This is a genomic window from Bradyrhizobium retamae (assembly GCF_001440415.1).
Lineage (GTDB): Bacteria > Pseudomonadota > Alphaproteobacteria > Rhizobiales > Xanthobacteraceae > Bradyrhizobium > Bradyrhizobium retamae.
In genome coordinates this window covers 33,036-49,959 of record NZ_LLYA01000165.1, presented here as the reverse complement: position 1 = coordinate 49,959, position 16,924 = coordinate 33,036, and the positions used below count along the sequence as shown (strand labels likewise).

The window sequence follows — 16,924 nt, the reverse complement described above, 5'->3', positions numbered from 1 at the left end:
GGCTCGCATGAAGTTCATAATTGCTTGGACTGTACCTCAAGGCACTTTCAGTGCAGCAGTCGCACGCTTCCTGGAAACCGGTGGCGCACCACCCGAGGGCGTCAAGATGTTGGGGCGTTGGCATGGCATGAACGGTCAGGGATTTGCGATCTCCGAATCGAGTGATCCAAAGGCCATGTATCGTTGGGTCGCCCAATGGTCTGACCTACTCCCGTTGACCGTCACGCCTTGTCTGGAGGACGCGGACGCGGGCGAGGTGATGGCGTCGCTACCCAAGCGTTGACCTTCAATCCGATCACAGCCACCGCCGCCGGGTTCGGCGGCGGTGGCAAGCAGGCTCAGAACGTCTGTTTATCGGGGAAATCCGGAAGTGACTGGCCGCCAGTCAAAACGGCGCTTTTGACCCATAGGCGCACTCTTTTGGCTGATCGTGCTCGCGGTAGTCATTGCCGCCGCCCTGCGATAGAAGGTGTTGAACTTCCCCGCTTGCGGGCCGCGCAAGAAGAAGCAGCCTATGTGCTCGCGGACATGGCAAGGAAAGCGGTTCGGCGTCATCCCAACATTGGAGCTGGCCACGCAAGACAATCGAAGTTCGGGATGACAATGGGCCGGTGCTAAAGGTGAAGCTCACCCTGGTTGTTGAGCGGCAGGGGCCAATGGCCAGCGCCTAAACGACCCCAGCACCTGCCAGACAATCGCCAGCACCAAGATCACCGGCATCTCGAAGTCGGTCGTGCGGCCAAGCCGGTTCACTCCAAAACCTCATACTCAAACGCCACGCCTTCCGGATCGTTCTCCTTGGCTCGCAAAGACCCTGACGTGATCAACGTCGCCAACTTCCTTGCTGGTATCGACGTATATCCTGACCGTCGTCATTGGTCTCTCTTCAGCTTGCGCTTGCCCCAGTGCGGCTCCTTTCCCTTCGGATTGAACTCGCGAACATGCCGTCGGTTCAATGCGCGCCTGATGCCGATCCTGGATAACATGGTTGGGCCGCCGAGCTCGACGACGAGCAGCAGAGCTTCCGCCGCGGCTTGCCCGCGTTCCTTGGGAGACAGGCTCAGCATGTAGGTTGCTGCGTCGCGAAGGTATCAGCACGTTGTAATCAAGCTGATACTGCCGGCCGATCACATGGTGACGCTGGCCTATATGGCGGCGGATGCCGACCAGAATGTAATCTCTATGCAGCTAATCGCGCTTGCACCGCGAACTGAAGGCACTAAGCGGCCCGCCGGTTCATGCCGCGGGGCCACCAGTTCACGGTAACTCGGCCAAATTCGTGCTATGCTCGCTTAAGGTGCGCCTTGTTCATGTTACATCCTCAGCAAAATTCACGATAGCCGGCGAGGAATGAAAGGAGTCCGCCGGTTCACGCCGGGGGGTTCCTTCTTGCTTTCGACAACTAATTGGCATGGAATGCGCGTTCAACAAATTCTAGGGAGGCAACGATCTTGGCGACGGGTATAGTGAAGTGGTTCAACCCGAGTAAGGGCTTTGGATTTATTCAGCCCGACACTGGCGGCAAGGACGTGTTCGTCCATATCTCGGCCGTCGAGAGAGCAGGCCTGAGCAATCTGAATGAGGGCGCGAAGGTGAGCTACGAAGTCGTAGCGAACCGCGGGAAAGAATCCGCCGAAAACCTCAGGCTTGGTTGACAGGAACTTATCTCGACATGGGGGCCACCGGTTCACGCCAGACGGGTCCGCAATTCATCAACCGCAGCGGTATACCTTTTCGGCAATCGCGGATCGCCCCCAAGGCTCTGCGGGAGTAATCGTGTAGGAAACCCGCCGACTCAACCCGGCGGGTTTCTCTTTGCAAACGTCAGCGGGAACGTCTTGGCCCGTCCGCGATTGTTTCGGTGGCGACGGATGCGAGGAGCGGGACAGTCCCGGCGAAGGCCATGCGGTGTAACGCCCGCATGGCCTTTGTCTCGCGGTTTATCTCAAATAGATACGCCGCCGGGCTCGAAATGCGTTGTCCCAGCGGCGCCTTGTCTCAAACTGGGCTCTGAAATCCAGTCCCTGTTAGAGAGCAATGACTGTGCCACAGAGATATGACCGCCGATCCTATGGTCCGCCGGTTCACGCTGGCGGGTCCCTTTTTACAAATCGAGGTCCGGCTTGTTCGTCTTGGAAATCGGCGCCGATGACGTAGGGGGCTGCTGTGACCTCCATGAGGTCAGCTCTCCAGGGAGCAGACAGCGAGCTTAATCGGAAAATTTTAAGAGAAGTTGCATCCAGATTGGCTGGTCCCGACTAGAGTGTATGGGCAGCTGTTATTATGGCACCATTCGATGGCCCAACTATCGCTGCCCTCCATAGGCGTTTCCTCCCTAAACTGCGGCCGCAGCGTGTCATCCGCGCTGCGGCCGTCTTTCGTTGTGGCATGGGTATGCCGTATGACGAGCCTTGGAGGCGCTCATCCAACCAATCTGGAATGTTGCCGCCGTGCTTTGCCATTCAGGAGTCCTTTCGAGCGTGTATCTCGCCGGTTCTCAGACTCAAAAGGAACGATAAGGCGCGCACGAAACGGGGGGTCAACTTCGATAGTCTTAGGATCGGAAAAATTTAGCGCAGTCGCATCCAGATTGGCTGGTCCCGACTAGAGGTATATGGGCAGCTGTTATTATGGCGCCATTCGAAGGCCTAAAACAGATTGGCGCCCTAGGGAGCGTCAGATGCATGCAGCCATCGATTGGATAATGCAGACCTCCGGCAACTTAAGCCTGGAGGAAGAGCGCGCTGCACGGGAGAAAGTGTCAAGTTATCGGGCGGAGAAGCCCGACGCGACCGAACAACGATTGGCGGTCGAAGGTCTTCGGTATCTGCTAAGCGTGCGGGTGTTGAACTTTTAGGCTTTCATCGGAGCCGATTTCTAAGACGAAAGGCCGGACCTCGATTTGTGAAAAGGGGCCCGCCAACGTGAACTGGCAGGCCGCGTCATATCCATGTGGCTTGCTAGGTGACTGGGATTTCAGGGCCCAGTTCGAAAGAGCGCCGCCGGGGCAGTGTATTTCGAACCCGGCGGCATATCTTTTTGAGACTATTCGACAGCGCGTAGGCGCGCGCACTCGCTCTTGATATCCCACAGTAACATGGCGATCTAGTTTAGAATTGTGGGAGCAGGGCGGGGCTCACTCGGCCCAGTTCACCCGAATTTCGGATTGGACGAGCATACAGCCTTTTACCCCGGCGCAGCGATCGAGCGGTAGGACGAGCATCTTGCTCAACCTGCGCTGCTTCTCTCTATCGAAAAGCGCGGGCGCCAGCTTGTCGGCTCTCCTCCGTGTCTCGATTTCCAGTTTGCCAAGCTCGTCAGGCGTAAGAGCCTTCCCGGCCGTCAGTATAAGCAAGTCAACGAGGTCGTGCCGCTGCAAGTCCAGATCTAGTATAATCAGTCCGAAAGCCCCATCGGGAATGCTCACGCGCCGGAAAATGCAGTCATAGCTGTTCTGGCAAAGCGAATATTGCTTAGCGGCTTCATACCTCATGCTGCATTCGGGAGGCGCTTCCATACGAACGACGCAGACCGCCAGATCCGGTGGCGCATTGGTTTTCGGGAGGGGAATAGCGCTCCGTCCCCGTCCGACGCCAGGGCCAGGAATTCCGTCCCAGGGTTGGCCATTGGCCTTGGTGTGATCGGCTGCCACAGTGATGCTGATGGGCTTTCCGTCCCCGGCCGAGCAGCTCACGGGGACTAACTGGGTGAAGAGCAGGACAAAAAAAATCCGGAAAGGCATGTTCGCTCCAAGGAAATTTTAAGAACAATTTACGCCTACCAGCGGGGTACCTGTCTAAGGCGTTTCCGTCTCTCGCCAGGCTTAATTTAGCGACCATGCCTGCTTCAGTCGTTCATTCCCAGGAAGGCATCAGGTCGGAGTGACCCGGATGTTCGGCCGGTGTCTCAGTCCACCGGGATTTCCACACGTACTCGCCTGTCGGAAGGAAGCGGGATGCTATGACGATCGCGTCGATACTGAGATGCCAGGATACCAGTAGCCTATGGTGTGCGCTGGAATTCAATTTACGACGCAAGAACCGAAGCTTAGGATCGGGTCACCGTTTCGGCGGCGCTTTGTACGAAAATGCGAGGAGAGGTATGATGGACCCCAAGCTCAAGTTGGAAGTGCCGCAACAGGTTCGAGAATTCGCCGAACAAAGCGTCGATCAAGCCGAGAAGGCGATCTCATCCTTTATGCAGTCGGCCGGCAATTCTGTGGCCATGGTGCCGGGACCGATGACGGACGTCGCCAAGCAGGCTCTAGTAATCACGGAGGCAAACTTGAAGGCCTCGTTTGACCACGCTCGCAAGCTTATGCAGGCCAAGGATGTCAAGCGAAGTGATGCAACTTCAGTCGGAATTCCTAAGGTCGCAGTTTGGAGCCGCGGCCGAGCAGTTCAAGCAGATGACCAGCGGCACCGACAAGGGAACCACGACGACTTAACGATAGCGATCGTTAAGCTTGCGAAACCGGAATGGAATGGTAGAAGGCCAACTCCTAAAATTTGGAGTGCAAATGGCTAAGAGGAAAACACCGGAACGGCGAGAGTGGACCGCGACGGATATCCATAAACTCAAGGGGCTCGCCAAAAAGAAGGCTGGGGTAGATAAGATTGCGCGAGCCTTGAAGCGCACCGTCGCAGCGACCGCTGTGAAGGCATCCAATCTTGGTGTGTCTCTCGACACGCGAGGGTAAGCCCCCCCTCGTATGCTGACCTAGGCCCGTTGGCAGGCGCCGGCGGGTCTCAATTTTTTCAGCATCCCGTCCGCTTTTGGTGGCGATCCGGCTATACTGACGTCCGGCTATCCGGATCAAACTGATGACAAAACGTATATTTCAACAGCTTGCTGCCTATAACCAGTGGGCTAACGCCCGCTTGTACGCCGCCGCACTCGATTTGTCGGATCAGGCCTACCGGCTGCACATTGGCGTGTTCTTCTCCAGTGTGCATGGCACTTTGAACCATCTGCTGCTGACGGATCGTATCTGGCTGAAACGACTGACTGGGGAGGGCGACCATCCCAGCCGACTGAATGCCATCCTGTTCGAAGATCGCGCCGAGCTTGCCCGAGCGCGCATAGCTGAAGATGATAGGCTCATCTGCATGGTCGATTCGTATGACGACGCTACGCTGGCCAGCATCCACAGTTACAGGACGACGTCGGGCATGCCCCACTCCCAAGCCGTTGCGGACATACTCCTGCATTTGTTCAATCATCAGACCCATCATCGCGGGCAGGCCCATGCTTGCTTGTCGATTTTGACCGGTGGCGAGCCCCCGTCCCTTGATCTGTTGGCGTTTCAGCGCGGCACCACCGCGCCCGACTTGGCGAAACTGATCCAGCCCTGAATCAGATCTCCTAGACGAGATCAACGCTCCGAACCTGCGCTTCCGGATTGGCCTCGATATATCGTTGCGTGGTCTGAAGATTCGTATGTCCAGCGAACATCTGAACATCCCGCAACGAACCACCGACGGTCGAGATCTTTCACGCGGTATTGGTAATAAAGGTGCATCTACCACTGTGACTAGAGCAGCCGTCAAAGCCGAGGTGCTGGTACCACGGGATCGGCATCGTCGTGGCCTCCTTAGCGACGCAAACGTCGGTTTTGGCTATCCGGAATTCACATCCTAGTTGTTGCGTAAATTTCAAAGAGGTCTTTGCACCACACGCCGTGTACTCCCACTGTGCTGGGAGGCCGGTTCGCTCCTGTGATTTTGGCCACTCAGATTTACTCGGCGCCGCCTTTGTTTTACGAACGCCCGCCGATCCTTGCCGCGGGGTTATATAGGTACCAGTACGCCAGCCAACTATTGACGTCTTGATCTCTTAGACGCGCCCGCTCGTGTGTTACGGTCTTACGACTGATCAAACCGTGCGTTGTAGGGCCTGGGCACCCGGGCAACACAATTACCCCGCGCCTTCTCCGCGCACTCATCGATGGCGGCCGTGATGGCCTGGAAATGCCGAAACACTGCCGAGGAATAACAAGCCGCCAGCGCAGCTACCTGCGGGATTTTCGGCTTGTCTTCTTTGATTGTTTCTTCTTTGATCGCTTCTTCGAAGCTTTTCTTGGTGATTTCTTGGCGGTTTTGGAAACGGCCTTCTTTACTTTCTTCACTCGTTTCTTTGCGGCCTTCTTCGCCCGCTTCTGCGGAGTTCTTGCAGCTCGGGAAACTGCCTTCGCTGCCTTCTTTACCGGTGCGGGCGTTCGTTTGGCGACGGCCTTTTTAGCACGCTTTGCCACGGCCTTAACCGCCGTTTCGGCCAGCGTTCCTGCGGCCTGAGCTGCGAGATCCGTCATCTGGTCGACGATCGGCTTACGCGGCTGCTCGGCTGCCTCGGTCTTCTCAGAGTCGTTTTTTTCGGTGTCCATGATCACTCCTGCAGTTGAGTGACAGGCCTAGTCCTTCGCTGAGGCCCATCTCAAGGCAGCCAGGTGCACGAAGATGCATGGTCTTCGCTCACCTGGCTCAAGAGGATGTCCTATGGCGAAACAGAACACCAGAAAGGAAACGGCTTTCTGCCGGGACGGTTCCTCGGAAGGCATGCAACCAAGCCTCCCTCAACGTCAAGTGCGCAGGGTGGCGCCCTCCTGGATTAAGCGGACGGCTCCTTGTCCTATAGGAGGATCCATAGCGGTGTCGTGGATGTTCTATCGGCTATTGACATTCAATCGGTCGTTCGGGGAACGAAGTTGTCCGTCGCCGATTGGTCGTGCACGATTTTTGCGACCTTTTGAGATCGATGTGATCCGGTCAGGTATAATTGTTGCGTTGTTGTGCGCCTTGTCAGCACCTGCCTCGGCTGAGCAAGGCCGTGCTTCGCACTATGGTCATGGAGATGATTCCACGGGCGCAAGACAGCAAGTGGCGAACGGTTCAACGCGCTTGCCATGACAGCTGCTCATCGCACCAGACCAATGGGAAGCAATGTGACGGTAACTAACCTTGCAAACGGCCGTTCTGTGCAAGTCCGCATCAATGATCGCGGGCCTTCACGTCGAACCGGCAAAATCATTGATGTCAGTTACGGAGCGTCGCGCGAGATCGGGATGGGCGGCACGGCAAGAGTTTTTCTGCGGTAGCATACGGAGGAAGCAATGGCTGACAAGACGAATTTTACCAAGGAAGAATGGACGTTGCTGCTGGAAAGCCCAATGATAGCTGGGATGGCCGTCACGGCTGCTGATCCGAGCGGGCTTTGGGGGCTTCTAAAGGAATCGTTCGCAGGAGGCACTGCGCTCACCCAAGCGATAACCGGCGCCAACACAAACGCTTTAGTAAAGGCCGTAGTCACCGAATTTTCTAACAGCGAGGGACGAAGCGCCGCGCGAGACGGTCTCAAAGCAAAGTTTGCGGCTAGTCAGCCATCAGACCTCAAGCTCAAAGCCATCGGCTCGTTACGACAGGTTTCTGCGCTGCTCGATGCAAAAGCTCCAGACGATGCAGCTGCGTTTAAAGCTTGGCTTCGCCAGATCAGTCAGAGCACCGCTGAAGCGGCCAGTGAGGGCGGTGGTCTATTCGGAATCGGTGGCGTTCAAGTAAGTGACGCCGAAAAGGCGACGCTTACTGAAATATCAACTGCTTTGGGTTCTTGAAGTGTAGTTGAGCGGTAGGCCCGATGAACCGACGTCACTACTCGCACTTTGGCGATAGGTTCAGCTTTCTCAACAGCGGATCCAAGCCATCTGAACGACGCTCTTTCACAGCAGTAACCCGTTTGGGCACCCGGCCAGCTGAGTTCTTCGTTGGCGACCTTGATGCACTGGCTTTCTGTTTGGTCGCCTCAAAAAGACTTCCGGTCATGCGGATCGTGCCAATGACGAGAGACGAGACGGGGAGGCGGCGAGTCAACAGCCTTCTATGGAGGCGCTGACTGGTTCGAAGGGGCTAAGTCTTCGACAGGTGGAACGTACACGACATCCACTTTCTCACTCTCGGTGTGCGTGTCCCGACGGAAAATAAGTGGCAAGCGATCGGTTTTGCTGCCGGCGACTTTCGGAAAAACGATCTCGGCCGGCTGCAGCAGCGCTGGCCGCTTGGCAGCTGCGGCAATCGCACCCAGCCCGGCCAGACATACTATTCCAAGCGCGACGGTCCGAACCACTTGGCTCGCTCCTGCGCGGATAGAGCGCAAAGGGTCACGATCGAATCGGTCTAGATTATGGCTGTGTGATTAGCTTGGTTAACGAGGCCAGGAGCCGGCCAACGCGAAGAGGCAGGCGCGCACCGCCTATCAGTAGAAGGTAGATGCGCTTGTGGCCCCAAAGGCGAGAAGCGCACCGCAGCAGCGCGATGAGCGAGCCACGCGATAGCCACTCGTTTTTTGCAGTGCGTCGGCGTGCTGATCGGGCAGCGGCGCTGTCGCAACTCGTGCATCTCCGTGCTCCGTCCCACGAAGGAACCTTGCGTTGCATATTGAGCCGAACTAATTTTGATCACCAGCGCAGCCTGATTGCCTACGTTCCGATCCTCCAACAGTGTGTAGTGCGATGACCCGCACGGCTCCGTTTTTTGCCAGCCCCAACGGACCGCGCGATCTTTTCTCCCGACGCGGATGATCGTCAGGAAGCGTGTTGCGCAATAGGCCGTTGATAGCAGGGGTGGGAGATGAAAGAGAAAGATCGGATTAGCGAATGCGAGTATCAGGGCGGTCTCGAGAGTTTGCTGAAAAGCGCCTTCAACACGCAACTGCAGCCGCTGAGGTCACTCGAGACCGCAACCAAAAAGCGGAGAGCGCTGAAGAAGAAGGCTGCAAACGATTCTGGGTTCACCAAATCAAGCACAATGGCTTCCGGCTGATGGTGCGCCCGGCCGCGCTTTCTACGAGATGACATTGGCGGAGCTGACACACGGGCTTTGGCCTTCGCGGGTCTCGCCGCGGCTGCCGCATCGCCGAACTGCAGCCGTTGTCGGTGCGCTCATACTGCTGGTTCGCGCGAGATGGACCACGAATTAGGCGAGTTCGCGGCTCGCGGACCGTTGCGAGTTGCCGCTTGCCGCGAAGAACTCTCCTGACACTTAGGGCAGCCAAACAGCAGCGCCTTGTGCCGGCAGCGACAAGCCGTTACTGCCACCCGACTTGAGTCAGAGTACAATGCTGACATCGAATCAGTTCCGCTGCCCGGAGCGCAAAGTACTGATTAGAGGTTATTGGGGGGACAAACGATGGGTCAGCACCGACATGTGTTGTTGCACGCATCCTCAAGACTCCAGGAAGCGGTCCAGGTCTTCACTCAACAAGAAATCGATGGACTCGAAGACGAGCTTGCCAGCTTCAACGCCCGTATAGAAGAGATTGAAGGAGGCGGACGAACGGACCCAGTGCTTGACGGGCTGAAGGCGCAGGCGATTGTACTGGCCAGATGTATTGATGAGCTTCGATGCTGCTTACGGACACATCATTAGCTACCGCAGGGTGTGTCTCCGTTGCTACACTGAATCGCGCTTGCTCTAGCGCAGCGCCTTCGGTTTCCTTGTCGAACTATTGTGGTAGAAGGCCGCTCGAATCAAAGGAGATCGAAGTGGCCAAGAAATCAAAGAAGATTGTTCGACGGGAATATACCAAAGCCGACGTGAAGGAATTACGTGCTCATTCGAAAGCAAAAACGCCAGTAATGAGGATCGCGAAACTGACAAAGAGAACGGTAGGTTCGCTGCGTCAGAAGGCATTGAAGCTCGGCATCCGTTTGGGCCATCGAAGGTAATACTAGGCTTTGCGAACACGCCGCCAACATTGGCCGCGGAGGCAATCCCAGCCGAACCGCCTGCGCAAGTGCAATCATCTGCGCTGACAACTTCTCGAGCAACGGTTATTGCCGTTGAACAGAAGTCAAAGGCCAAGAAGAAACGGGTGGTCAAGGTTGCAGCCAAACTACCGACATCTGCACGAACAATTGTGGTGGCGAGTAGTAACCCACGACAATCGAACCGCCGCCCACCAAATTGTCATTCGCTAACATCATTTCTGGACAGCTAGTGAGAGAGCTGTTCAACCTTCACTGATCCATTGGCGGCGAGAGGTGGCGACCGTGCATAAGGGGAATCCGAATCCGATGTAGCGGCAAATGCAGCCTGCTTGTCCGAGTATTGTCGGCTTTGGGGGATAAGCGGAAGTAGCCCGGTCGCCGAGCGAAGTCGCCTTTTGACCCGCAGCCGACATTGGCTGACGCATGATCAAGTTGACGGAGCAGCGGGAGGTCACGCCTTACAAGTGGGTGCACCCCGATCAGGATCGGTGAGGCCACATTGCAGAAGCGGACCTCGGCGTCAGCGCTTTGCATGTCGGCTAATGGACGAAAGGCGGGCCTCGCTCCAAAAGATGCCATTGAGCACGCGACGGTCATTTACCCGCCGAACGCCGCGCGACTTGTTGGGCAGCATCGGCTTGATCGCGGTCCATTCATAGTCGCTGAGTTCGTAGCGCATGATTCGAGGCTCCGGTTTCGGAGATTGAATCACTTCTCAAGCAGCGCCATCAACTCGCCATGACCAACGCGCAGTCGCTAATGCTCTGAATTTACTTACGGACATGGCTGGACTTGCCACTCGTTCGCCCCTGTAGCGAACGACCCCTTACAGACAACGGGCTTTGGCTCACCGCAGCTTTGGGCGCCCAGACTAACTCACCCGAACTATCGCCCCTTAATCGGAAAGAGAAGTAAATTAGGTCGGGACCGCAATTGGCAGCGCGGAAACTAAGCCAGTCCCAAGCCGCCATCGACGGCGAGAACCTGGCCCGTCAGCCATTGCGAGGCGGGGCCCGCAAGCTGGACAATCCATTCCGCGATGTCGTCGGGAACGCCGCGCCGACCGAGCGGAATCCGTGCGCGCTCGTCTTCCTTGACGGCTTCTGCCTGTTCCGCAGATAGGCCCATCATCCCGGTCAAGGCGCCAGATTCCGTGGGCCCGGCCGCGACCGCATTCACCCTTATTCCGAGCGGCGCGAGTTCTAGCGCCCAGCAGCGGGTCAGGTGTTCCAGCGCCGCCTTGCTGGCGGCGTAGTGGGATAGTCCCGCCGCCGGCCGGTGACCGAAGGTCGAGGAGATGTTGATGATGGTGCCCTGCGTCGCCTTCAGGTGAGGAAGGGCGGCGCGGGCCAGCAGGCTCGGACCGAGCACATTGACGGAAAAGATGTCTATGATCCGATCGGCTGTCGCATCCGATAACGGAAGGATGGCGCCCGCGCCGGCGTTGTTGACGAGCGCATCCACTCGGCCCCAGTTGTCGACCGCCGTGGCGATGGTCCGCTTGGCGTCTTCAGCAGAGGCGGTATTCGCAACGATGCCCGCGATATTCTTATGCTCCGCCACCGTTTGCTCGACGGGGCCGGCGCGGCGGCCGGTGATGAGCACCTTGTCGCCCTGGTTGGCGAAACGGAGCGCGGCCGCCCGACCGATGCCGGAGCTGCCGCCCGTTATGATCATGACTTTTTCGTTCTGCATGTTCGTTCGACTCATCTGTAAAGTTCGAAGTTGGCCAAAGCGGGCATAAACGACCGCTTCGGTTTCAGCGGCTCAGTGGTTGCGAGGTATTGAACCAGGGCGCGAATTCAAACGCGCCCTGGTTTGGCCTTAGCCCAACGAGCGGTCAGTAGTCCCAGAAGACCGGTACGAAACGGAAGGCGTCGCCGTCGGCCGCCACCCGGCCGATGGACGGGAACGGCAGGTGAGTGGCCACCAGCATCTCGCCGCTCTTAGCCAGCTCCCGCAAAAGACGGACCCGAACGCGCGCCGCCTCTTCGGGGTCGTGTTCGAAACCGTTGTGCCAGTCGGGCTGCTCGAACCCGACAGTAAACACGGCGTCGCCGGCGAACGTCAGCCCGTCGCCGCCGGACGCCACGCGGACCACGCTGTGCCCGGGGGTGTGACCGCCGGTGCGACGGGCGACCACGCCCGGCGCAATCTCGTGCTCCTCATCGAACGTCCGCAGGTTGCTCCCGTACTCGCTCACGAACCGCGTGGCGGCCGACCGAAGCGCGTCCGGGAAACCCTGCGGCATGGAGGTGTGGGAGAAATCGGGCGACTCCCAGAACTTGACCTCGGCGGCCGCCACGTGGATCCGCAGGTCTTTACGCAGTCGCTCCTTCACCCCCTCGACGAGCAGCCCGCCAATGTGGTCCATGTGCATGTGGGTCAGCACCAGGTCGGTCACGGACCCAAGATCGATGCCGGCGGCCTCCAGTCGCTTGATCAACTGGCCGGCCCGCGGCAAGTTCAAGTCCGGATCGGACCCTAGTCCAGCGTCAATGAGGATGGTCTTGCCGCCGCTACGCACCACGACCACGTTCAGCGCCCAGTCGAACGCGTCCTGCGGCAGGAACATGTCTTTCAGCCAGGCCGCGCGGTCGGCCGGGTCGGCGTTGTGTCCCAACATTTGGGTTGGGAGCGGCAGCACGCCATCGCTGACCACCAGCACGTCAATGTCGCCGACCTTCAGCGCGTAGCGCGACGGAACGAGCTCTTCGGGTCCCGATGTAACGGGGTATGAGGTGTTATGCAGGTTCATGTTCGTCTCCTGTTTCAAGGTAAAGGCGCCTGGTTGGTCTTGGTTCTGGCCGGTCTTGGTTGAGCAGGCCGCGCAGCCAGGGGAGCGCGGCCGCCATCGCTTGGGGCGTCTAGAGGTTGGTCACGCGCTCCGGATCGGCCGATGCGAGCGCCGCGGCGCGCTCGGCGCGGGGCGGGTAGATCCAGACAGTATTGATCTCCTGCTTGGTCTTCTTGGCGACGTCGCCGACCATCTCGACCTTGCGCTCCCAGCCGCGCGTGAACAGAGCGCCGGCTTCGCCGAGGTCGAGGCAGGTGACGTAGGCCTTCTGGTGATACGGCCTGGTCGGAACGCCCAGGAGTTCGGCGACGGCATTGTTGCCGGCAAAGGCGCCCATCCGCGTGGCGTGCTGGCACGACATCAGGGCGTAGTTGCCTTCGTCGTCGCATGCGGCCCGCGCAGCATCGCCGGTGGCGAAGACGCCGGCGACACCCGGCACGCGCAGATCGCGATCCACCAGCAGCCGGCCGAAATTGTCGCGCTCGGCCGGAATCTGCGCCGTCAACGGCGCGGCGCGAATGCCGGCCGCCCAGACCACTGTCTCGGTTTCGATGTGTTCGCCGGTCGACAGGGTGACGCCGGATTTGTCGAGCGAGGCGACGCCGGCCCCGAGCCGGGTCTCTACGCCGAGCTTGCGCAACGCTTCCTCGATTATTGGGCGAGGGCCTTCGCCCATGTCGGGAGCGATCGCACTGTTGCGGTCGACGATGATCACGCGCGTCTTGGCGTCCTTGCCAAGGATTTCGCGCAAGCGCGCGGGCAGCTCGGTTGCTGCCTCGATGCCTGTGAAGCCACCGCCGGCGACGACGACCGTATCGCGCCCGTTGATGGCCGGCCGGTCGGCCAGGCTGTGTAGATGCTTGTCGAGCGCGATTGCGTCATCGAGCGAGTCAACACTGAAGCCGTGATCGGCAAGGCCCGGAATGTTGGGGCGGAAGAGGCGGCTGCCGGTGGCCACCACGAGACGGTCGTAGGACAGAGTCTTTCGCGGGCCCTTTGGAGTCGTGATCTGCACCGTTCGAGCATCGGTGTTGATCGTCTCGGCGCTGCCCTGAATGTAGTCGACATCGATCGCCTTGAGGACGTCAAGCAGCGGCGCGGTCAGGGTTTCCGGCTTCGGCTCATAGAGCCGCGGGCGGACCACCAGCGTCGGCTCCGGTGCGATCAGTGCGATTTCGAGATCGTCAGGCGAAACGCCCTGAATGTCGCGCAGCCGGGCTGCGGAAAGTGCGGCGTACATGCCGGCGAAGCCGGCGCCTATGATGACTAGTCGCATGTGGTTTGCTCCTGGTTTTGAATGTTTTCGATGAAAAGACGTAAGCGAAGGCGCTAGGCCGCGATGAACGAGAGCAGCTCGGCGTTGATGAGGTCGGCATGGGTCGTGCACATACCGTGCGGCAGCCCCTCGTAGATTTTGAGAGTGCTGCGCTTCAGCAGCTTCGCCGACAGCGGCGCAGAATCGGCGACGGGCACGATCTGGTCGTCGTCACCGTGCAGGACGAGCGTGGGCACAGTGATGCTCTTCAGGTCCTCGGTGAAGTCCGTTTCCGAGAACGCCTTGATCCCATCATAGTGCGCGTTGGCGCCGCCCATCATGCCCTGGCGCCACCAATTCCAGATGATTGCTTCCGATGCCTTGGCGCCCGGACGGTTGTAGCCGTAGAACGGGCCGCTGGCGAAATCGAGATAGAACTGCGATCTGCCGGCGGCGAGCTGCTGGCGTAGGCCGTCGAACACTTCGATTGGCAGGCCGCCGGGATTGGCTTCCGTCTTCAGCATCAACGGCGGTACGGCGCTGATCAGGACCAGTTTTGCGACGCGATCCTTGCCGTGACACGCGACGTAGCGCGCGGCTTGGCCGCCGCCGGTGGAATGGCCGACGTGAATGGCGTTGCGAAGATCGAGGTGCTCGACGACCGCCGCGGCATCGGCGGCATAGTGGTCCATGTCGTGGCCGTCGCTCACCTGGCTCGAGCGACCGTGGCCGCGGCGATCATGGGCGATGACACGATAACCCTTGCCGACGAAGAAGAGCATCTGGGCCTCCCAGTCGTCGGAGCTCAGCGGCCAGCCGTGGTGAAAGACGATGGGCTGGGCGGATTTCGGTCCCCAGTCCTTGTAGAAGATCTGTACGCCATCCTTGGTGGTGACGGAGGTCATGGGATCAGTCCTTTGAGCGGGGAGTGTCGAAGAGTCTTTTTCCTTGCCGGTCGCCGAAGAGGGGCGGACGGTGAGCGAAGTCGCGTAAATGAGCGCGCCTGCGAGCACTTTCCGGCGCGAAGTAGTTGCAAGCTGGCTGATGGATTTGTTGCTGACCATTTTCTTGTCTTCCCTGGTGTTGGCGAATGCTCCGTGATGTCTTAACGAACCAGTCCTGCGGCTGCGCCAGCGCGATTGCTGTCATCGCAGAGCGATTGCTGTTACCGAAAGCGTCGTCGCCAATCGCTCGGGGTTTCTCCGGTCAGCCGCCTGAACGCCGCAGCGAAGGCGGTCTGGGAGGCATAACCAAGCGCGGCGGCGACCGACACGACCGACGCGTCGGTGTCGCGCAGCATGTTCATGGCCTGCTCGAGTCGGTGCTGGCGCAGCCAGGCATGCGGCGAAAGCCCGGTGCTTTCCTTGAAGGCACGGCAGAAGTGGAAGCGTGACAGGCCGGCATCCGAAGCCAGCGCCGCAAGGGAGACGTCCGCATCGCTGTCGGAGCGCAAGCGTTCGACGGCGCGGCGCAGCGCCGTGGGCGAGAGGCCCCCCATGGTCGGCTGGAAAGTGGTTGGCGAGCCGGTGTGCGCAGCGAGGAGGCGCGTGGCCAGAAGATCCGTTAGCTGCTGCCTGAACAGGGCGTCCAGGGCCTCACTGCCCTCAAGCACATCCGCCGCACTCAGGAGTAATCGAGATGTAATGAGATCGGGATGTCCCGTTCTTTCCAGCAGATCGCTGGGAGCGGCCGTGCCGGCTTCGCCGGCAACACGCTCGAGCGTTCTGTGCGGAAGGTAGAGTTGAACGACATGCATGGGCTGGTGAATGTCCCACCGGGAAGTCGAGCCGGCTGGGATGACCGTCACAACCCCGGGACGCGCCGTCGTAATCGCTGCTGATTTACCGGTGCGCCGCTCCAGCCGCTGTGAGCCGGCAGGGTAAGTCATGATGACGTGATCAGCCATCGGCTCGACGACGTCGTGCAGGGGATCATGCTTCCAATAGGCGATCGCGCCACTGGACGGATCGGAAGCCATGCGAAGTGGCGCGGTCTTGAGCACGCGTGCCATCTCCACATCGGCAGGACGCCCATCGGCAATCGGCGAGTTGCTCTGGCGCGCCTCAGACGCGGCCGGCGGATCTTCCGAAGGATCGCGCAAGATCGGCTTACTCATGGTTTTGTGCTCGTGTAAGGGGGGCCGGGTGCGGTATGACGAGCAAGCTTCCGCTAGTCGTCATGATCCGGAATGGTCAGGTTCTTTTCGTCGCTATCCACGACGAAACGGCAAGCAGACGCGCGGGCCCTGTCTTGCTCGCGATGCGCCGGGCGTCGTCAGTATCGATTTGTGGGCCTTGGTCGTGCCCGTCACTGGCGGAGCCCGGCCAGCCAGTCCTCGAAACGCACGGCGCCGAGCCGGGGATTCTGGCCCGGCGTGAGAGACCGATCGTCCAGTTCTGCTCCGAAATAGCGAGCATGGATGTCGGCGACGACCTTGCGGGGGTCCTTTGTCGCCGTCAGATATTGCCGGGCGAAGTCATCGAGAGTGAACGGTTCCGGTCCGGCCAGCTCAACGATGCCGTTGACCGGAACGCCGAGCGTGACGTCGGCCAGGGCGGCAGCGACGTCGTCCGAAGCCACGGGCTGAAACAGGGCAGGCGACAGCCTGACGATTTGTCCATCGGCAGAAGAATCGACGATCCCGCCGACGAACTCGAAGAACTGGGTCGCGCGCAGGATCGTGTAGGAAATCTTCGAGGCCTTGATCAGGCTTTCCTGCACCAGCTTGGCGCGGAAGTAGCCGCTTTCCGAAAGGCGGTCGACTCCGACAACGGACAGCGCTACATGATGGCGTACTGAGGCGGCGGCCTCGGCGGCGAGAAGATTGCGGCCTGACGTTTCGAAGAATTTCAGAACCGCGCGGTCCTCGAAGGAGGGCGAATTTGCAACATCGACGACAATCGCGGCGCCCGAAAGCGCCCTGTCGAGACCCTCGCCCGTGATCGTGTTGACGCCCGTACAGGGAGATGCCGCGATCACCTCGTGGCCTTTCTGACGGAGCTTGCTCGCGAGCTTCGTTCCGATGAGCCCGGTACCGCCAATAATGACAATCTTCATGACTTTCCCTCGACTTTCGGGCCACCAATGGCCTTGCTTGTGAAAGCGAGGGGAGATT

The 16,924-nt window shown here is 59.3% G+C and carries 17 protein-coding genes and 1 pseudogene; 8 read left to right on the top strand and 10 right to left on the bottom strand.

All coding sequences use genetic code 11. The features are described 5' to 3' along the window. Nucleotides 1–7 precede the first annotated feature (7 nt). Nucleotides 8–283 (top strand): DUF3303 domain-containing protein, encoded by a 276-nt coding sequence (locus tag CQ13_RS23895; protein WP_057845302.1) that lies wholly within the window; start codon nucleotides 8–10, stop codon nucleotides 281–283. A 589-nt stretch (nucleotides 284–872) separates the two neighbouring features. Here the strand turns inward: CQ13_RS23895 and CQ13_RS23890 are convergent. Further along, nucleotides 873–1,067 carry a hypothetical protein gene (locus CQ13_RS23890; RefSeq protein WP_057845288.1) on the bottom strand — a complete coding sequence of 65 codons (195 nt, stop codon included), beginning with the start codon at nucleotides 1,065–1,067 and terminating at the stop codon, nucleotides 873–875. Between the two features lie 384 nt (nucleotides 1,068–1,451). Between CQ13_RS23890 and CQ13_RS23885 the strand changes: the two genes are divergently transcribed. Beyond that, nucleotides 1,452–1,655: a cold-shock protein gene (locus CQ13_RS23885; protein ID WP_057845287.1), complete on the top strand. Its 204-nt coding sequence runs from the start codon at nucleotides 1,452–1,454 to the stop codon at nucleotides 1,653–1,655. A 1,025-nt stretch (nucleotides 1,656–2,680) separates the two neighbouring features. Further along, complete coding sequence (locus tag CQ13_RS43290; protein ID WP_156433839.1) at nucleotides 2,681–2,857, top strand: hypothetical protein; 177 nt, start codon at nucleotides 2,681–2,683, stop codon at nucleotides 2,855–2,857. Nucleotides 2,858–3,136: 279 nt separating this feature from the next. Here CQ13_RS43290 and CQ13_RS23880 read toward each other — a convergent pair whose 3' ends face one another. Further along, nucleotides 3,137–3,742: a hypothetical protein gene (locus tag CQ13_RS23880; RefSeq protein ID WP_057845286.1), complete on the bottom strand. Its 606-nt coding sequence runs from the start codon at nucleotides 3,740–3,742 to the stop codon at nucleotides 3,137–3,139. A 362-nt stretch (nucleotides 3,743–4,104) separates the two neighbouring features. On the opposite strand from CQ13_RS23880, the gene CQ13_RS23875 reads away from it, so the two are divergent. After that, the gene (locus CQ13_RS23875) at nucleotides 4,105–4,527 is read left to right on the top strand and encodes a hypothetical protein (RefSeq protein WP_347337053.1); all 423 of its coding nucleotides are present in this window, start codon (nucleotides 4,105–4,107) and stop codon (nucleotides 4,525–4,527) included. 296 nt (nucleotides 4,528–4,823) lie between these two features. Next, nucleotides 4,824–5,354 carry a DinB family protein gene (locus CQ13_RS23865; protein ID WP_057845285.1) on the top strand — a complete coding sequence of 177 codons (531 nt, stop codon included), beginning with the start codon at nucleotides 4,824–4,826 and terminating at the stop codon, nucleotides 5,352–5,354. 656 nt (nucleotides 5,355–6,010) lie between these two features. On the opposite strand, the gene CQ13_RS23860 is transcribed toward CQ13_RS23865, so the two are convergent. Beyond that, nucleotides 6,011–6,382 (bottom strand): hypothetical protein, encoded by a 372-nt coding sequence (locus CQ13_RS23860; RefSeq protein WP_057845284.1) that lies wholly within the window; start codon nucleotides 6,380–6,382, stop codon nucleotides 6,011–6,013. A gap of 519 nt (nucleotides 6,383–6,901) precedes the next feature. On the opposite strand from CQ13_RS23860, the gene CQ13_RS46830 reads away from it, so the two are divergent. From CQ13_RS46830 to CQ13_RS41410, 3 genes are all read left to right on the top strand, one after another. Continuing rightward, complete coding sequence (locus tag CQ13_RS46830) at nucleotides 6,902–7,093, top strand: septal ring lytic transglycosylase RlpA family protein (protein ID WP_347337052.1); 192 nt, start codon at nucleotides 6,902–6,904, stop codon at nucleotides 7,091–7,093. A gap of 15 nt (nucleotides 7,094–7,108) precedes the next feature. Beyond that, on the top strand, nucleotides 7,109–7,606 hold the full coding sequence (locus CQ13_RS23855; protein WP_057845283.1) for a hypothetical protein: 498 nt from the start codon (nucleotides 7,109–7,111) through the stop codon (nucleotides 7,604–7,606). Nucleotides 7,607–9,532: 1,926 nt separating this feature from the next. Further along, complete coding sequence (locus CQ13_RS41410; protein ID WP_197427414.1) at nucleotides 9,533–9,715, top strand: hypothetical protein; 183 nt, start codon at nucleotides 9,533–9,535, stop codon at nucleotides 9,713–9,715. 607 nt (nucleotides 9,716–10,322) lie between these two features. Here the strand turns inward: CQ13_RS41410 and CQ13_RS41405 are convergent. The 7 genes and pseudogenes from CQ13_RS41405 to CQ13_RS23815 all read right to left on the bottom strand — a co-directional run. Then, nucleotides 10,323–10,436, bottom strand: a pseudogene (locus CQ13_RS41405) (IS5/IS1182 family transposase); the annotation flags it as partial. A 269-nt stretch (nucleotides 10,437–10,705) separates the two neighbouring features. Further along, the gene (locus tag CQ13_RS23840) at nucleotides 10,706–11,467 is read right to left on the bottom strand and encodes an SDR family NAD(P)-dependent oxidoreductase (RefSeq protein ID WP_245309281.1); all 762 of its coding nucleotides are present in this window, start codon (nucleotides 11,465–11,467) and stop codon (nucleotides 10,706–10,708) included. A 130-nt stretch (nucleotides 11,468–11,597) separates the two neighbouring features. After that, nucleotides 11,598–12,515, bottom strand: a complete 918-nt coding sequence (locus CQ13_RS23835) for an MBL fold metallo-hydrolase (protein WP_057845279.1) — start codon at nucleotides 12,513–12,515, stop codon at nucleotides 11,598–11,600. Between the two features lie 109 nt (nucleotides 12,516–12,624). Beyond that, on the bottom strand, nucleotides 12,625–13,830 hold the full coding sequence (locus CQ13_RS23830; RefSeq protein ID WP_057845278.1) for an NAD(P)/FAD-dependent oxidoreductase: 1,206 nt from the start codon (nucleotides 13,828–13,830) through the stop codon (nucleotides 12,625–12,627). Between the two features lie 53 nt (nucleotides 13,831–13,883). Then, complete coding sequence (locus tag CQ13_RS23825) at nucleotides 13,884–14,714, bottom strand: alpha/beta fold hydrolase (RefSeq protein ID WP_057845300.1); 831 nt, start codon at nucleotides 14,712–14,714, stop codon at nucleotides 13,884–13,886. A 260-nt stretch (nucleotides 14,715–14,974) separates the two neighbouring features. After that, the gene (locus CQ13_RS23820; protein WP_057845277.1) at nucleotides 14,975–15,925 is read right to left on the bottom strand and encodes a helix-turn-helix transcriptional regulator; all 951 of its coding nucleotides are present in this window, start codon (nucleotides 15,923–15,925) and stop codon (nucleotides 14,975–14,977) included. A 191-nt stretch (nucleotides 15,926–16,116) separates the two neighbouring features. Continuing rightward, nucleotides 16,117–16,866: an SDR family oxidoreductase gene (locus tag CQ13_RS23815; RefSeq protein WP_057845276.1), complete on the bottom strand. Its 750-nt coding sequence runs from the start codon at nucleotides 16,864–16,866 to the stop codon at nucleotides 16,117–16,119. Nucleotides 16,867–16,924 lie beyond the last annotated feature (58 nt).

What these genes read in the sequence shown, in the direction of transcription:
- CQ13_RS46830 (WP_347337052.1), top strand. Translation starts at nt 6,902, where the DNA reads ATGACAGCTGCTCATCGCACCAGACCAATGGGAAGCAATGTGACGGTA.
- CQ13_RS23825 (WP_057845300.1), bottom strand. Translation starts at nt 14,714, where the DNA reads ATGACCTCCGTCACCACCAAGGATGGCGTACAGATCTTCTACAAGGAC.
- CQ13_RS23815 (WP_057845276.1), bottom strand. Translation starts at nt 16,866, where the DNA reads ATGAAGATTGTCATTATTGGCGGTACCGGGCTCATCGGAACGAAGCTC.
- CQ13_RS23835 (WP_057845279.1), bottom strand. Translation starts at nt 12,515, where the DNA reads ATGAACCTGCATAACACCTCATACCCCGTTACATCGGGACCCGAAGAG.
- CQ13_RS23880 (WP_057845286.1), bottom strand. Translation starts at nt 3,742, where the DNA reads ATGCCTTTCCGGATTTTTTTTGTCCTGCTCTTCACCCAGTTAGTCCCC.
- CQ13_RS23875 (WP_347337053.1), top strand. Translation starts at nt 4,105, where the DNA reads ATGGACCCCAAGCTCAAGTTGGAAGTGCCGCAACAGGTTCGAGAATTC.
- CQ13_RS43290 (WP_156433839.1), top strand. Translation starts at nt 2,681, where the DNA reads ATGCATGCAGCCATCGATTGGATAATGCAGACCTCCGGCAACTTAAGC.
- CQ13_RS23840 (WP_245309281.1), bottom strand. Translation starts at nt 11,467, where the DNA reads ATGAGTCGAACGAACATGCAGAACGAAAAAGTCATGATCATAACGGGC.
- CQ13_RS23895 (WP_057845302.1), top strand. Translation starts at nt 8, where the DNA reads ATGAAGTTCATAATTGCTTGGACTGTACCTCAAGGCACTTTCAGTGCA.
- CQ13_RS23855 (WP_057845283.1), top strand. Translation starts at nt 7,109, where the DNA reads ATGGCTGACAAGACGAATTTTACCAAGGAAGAATGGACGTTGCTGCTG.
- CQ13_RS23820 (WP_057845277.1), bottom strand. Translation starts at nt 15,925, where the DNA reads ATGAGTAAGCCGATCTTGCGCGATCCTTCGGAAGATCCGCCGGCCGCG.
- CQ13_RS23860 (WP_057845284.1), bottom strand. Translation starts at nt 6,382, where the DNA reads ATGGACACCGAAAAAAACGACTCTGAGAAGACCGAGGCAGCCGAGCAG.
- CQ13_RS23865 (WP_057845285.1), top strand. Translation starts at nt 4,824, where the DNA reads ATGACAAAACGTATATTTCAACAGCTTGCTGCCTATAACCAGTGGGCT.
- CQ13_RS23830 (WP_057845278.1), bottom strand. Translation starts at nt 13,830, where the DNA reads ATGCGACTAGTCATCATAGGCGCCGGCTTCGCCGGCATGTACGCCGCA.
- CQ13_RS23890 (WP_057845288.1), bottom strand. Translation starts at nt 1,067, where the DNA reads ATGCTGAGCCTGTCTCCCAAGGAACGCGGGCAAGCCGCGGCGGAAGCT.